Consider the following 2273-nt stretch of genomic DNA (forward strand, 5'->3'; position numbering starts at 1 on the left):
CATTCTGACCCTGATTGTCGTTCCCGCGCTCTACGCGATTTTCTTCGGTGTACGGCAAGAGGAAACTGCCGAAGGCTAACGAATTGCTATGCGCATTTGGTTGGCGCAGTTCCAGAGACATCCGTGTCATCTGCGCTCACGTGCCAAAAGGAAATAACTGTGCCAGAAATCATTGTCCCAGCCTTTATATCTGTCACATTGGGCTTTGTGGTGTTTTTCCTTGGCGTTTTCCTGACCCGCAAGATCGCTGTCTTGGGAGACTATAACATCCCCGAGCCAGTCTCAGGTGGCCTTGCCGTCGCACTGCTCACATGGGGATTCTTTGCCATCACCGGCCAACAAATCACCTTCGATCTTGAGGTTCGCGACTATCTGCTTGTGGTGTTTTTTGCGACCATCGGATTGAATGCACAGATTGCGGATCTGTTCAAAGGGGGGCGTTTACTTGTGCTCCTTCTCGGGCTGACCCTCGCGTTTATGGTTTTGCAAAATTTTGTAGGGCTGCTGGGTGTGACCCTGTTTGGCTTGCCCTCCGCCACATCCGTTCTGGTGGGGTCTGCGTCTCTGATCGGCGGGCACGGCACGGCAATTGCATGGGGTCCACAAATCGAAGAGGTAACAGGGTTTGGCGCAGCACCTGAAATGGGTGTGGCCGCTGCAACGCTGGGTCTGATCCTAGCCGCAGTGCTAGGTGGGCCGATTGCAAAGCGTTTGATTGACCGAAACAACCTGACAAGCGATCAGGCTGACGAGCCGATTGTTGGCCTTGAGTTTGACGACAAGGAAAACCCCGACGACTTTATCAATCATGTCAGCCTGATGCGCGGGATGCTCGCCGTGCATGTCGCGATCTTGATGGGCTACATCGTGCATCTGGGGATTATCGAGGCAGGCGTGAAGCTGCCCTTGTTCGTCCCCTGTCTGCTGGTTGGCATCGTCATGTCCAACACCATTCCTTACCTCGTGCCTTCGATCACGTGGCCTGCACGCACCAAGTCTCTTGCGGTCATTTCAGACTACTGTCTGTCGGTGTTTCTTGCGATGTCCCTGATGAGCCTGCAGCTTTGGACCCTCGCAGAATTGGGCGGGCCGATTTTGGCCGTTCTGGTGCTGCAAGTTATGATGACGGTCGTGTTTATCCTGCTCATCTTTTTCCGCCTGATGGGCAGCAACTACCAAGGTGCGGTGCTCAGCGCAGGTTTCGCGGGGTTCACACTTGGGGCCACGCCAACCGCGATTGCAAACATGTCATCCGTGACAAAACGTTACGGTCCCGCACCGCTTGCATTTATCGTCTTGCCGCTTGTCTCAGCGTTCTTTGTCGACCTAGCCAATGCGGTGATCATCCAGTTTTTCGTCAATCTATAGCCATGGGCGATGGTGTTCCGTAAACAAAAGAGCTTTGCGAAAAGTATGGAAGTCCATCCGGGTCAACAAGCGTTTCATCTTCTTGAATGGCAGCAATTTGTGCGGCGTTGCAGCACCACAATTGCAATAATTGTTCGCTGCGAGCGCACGCAGCGAGAAACTCGAATTTACAGGTTGGGCTCGCAGCCGCCATTAGATCGGCCGCAGCATGTTTGGCGAAAGGGTAGCGCCGCCTAGCGAAGGACGGCCCTAACCGGCCATTGGCCAAGTCATTCCGATGCCACTGTCGCAGCCCGCATACCGGTCATTCGCTGCAAGCGCAAAATCGCGACAGGGTCGAACTCACAGATCGCGGACAAAGGGTGAGTTCGCTGCATCCAAACTAAGGACCGCTCCCGTATGTTGGTGCAATTCTTAAGCCTTCCAGAAGAGTCAGAAGTCCACGTAACAAATGCTCTTACTGACGTTCGCATTACGCATCAGTTAGAATATTTTTCCTCTTCGTTCACCGCGTTTCACATATTTCTCCTCGAGCCTCCTCCTTAGTCTTTTTTGATTTTCAAAATCAGAAATCAAAGGGTTTTCGAATACCTGTACACCTTTCTCGATTTCAAGGTCAATTTCCGCAAAGCTATTATTACGATCAAATGCATTTTCGATATTTGAGAGCTTGGGATAGAACTCAAAGACAACTCGATTTATGTCAAATATACTTGAGGGGCCCTTAAATTTCCCGCCACTGAGATTCATGTGACCATCTTCAAAATAACCAGCATACTGCAGATAGTCATCTCTGCTGCTCCTAACTATTGAGAACTCGGAATCTGCCGATTTCCACCGATCTAGCAGCCACAACCTTTCAAAAACCTCATCGTTTATTGATCTAACTAGCTGAAGAACATGAT

2 protein-coding genes are annotated in these 2273 nt (G+C 51.2%); one reads left to right on the forward strand and one right to left on the reverse strand.

The window, feature by feature from the left end; translation table 11 throughout:
* The first annotated feature begins 159 nt into the window (after window positions 1-159).
* Window positions 160-1368 (forward strand): sodium/glutamate symporter, encoded by a 1209-nt coding sequence (gene gltS / locus ABJQ89_RS17625; RefSeq protein WP_348497465.1) that lies wholly within the window; start codon window positions 160-162, stop codon window positions 1366-1368.
* A gap of 483 nt (window positions 1369-1851) precedes the next feature.
* Here the strand turns inward: gltS and ABJQ89_RS17630 are convergent.
* A partial coding sequence (locus tag ABJQ89_RS17630) for a hypothetical protein (RefSeq protein ID WP_348497466.1) occupies window positions 1852-2273 on the reverse strand: 422 nt, incomplete at its 5' end.

Source organism: Planktotalea sp. (genome assembly GCF_039984035.1).
GTDB lineage: Bacteria > Pseudomonadota > Alphaproteobacteria > Rhodobacterales > Rhodobacteraceae > Planktotalea.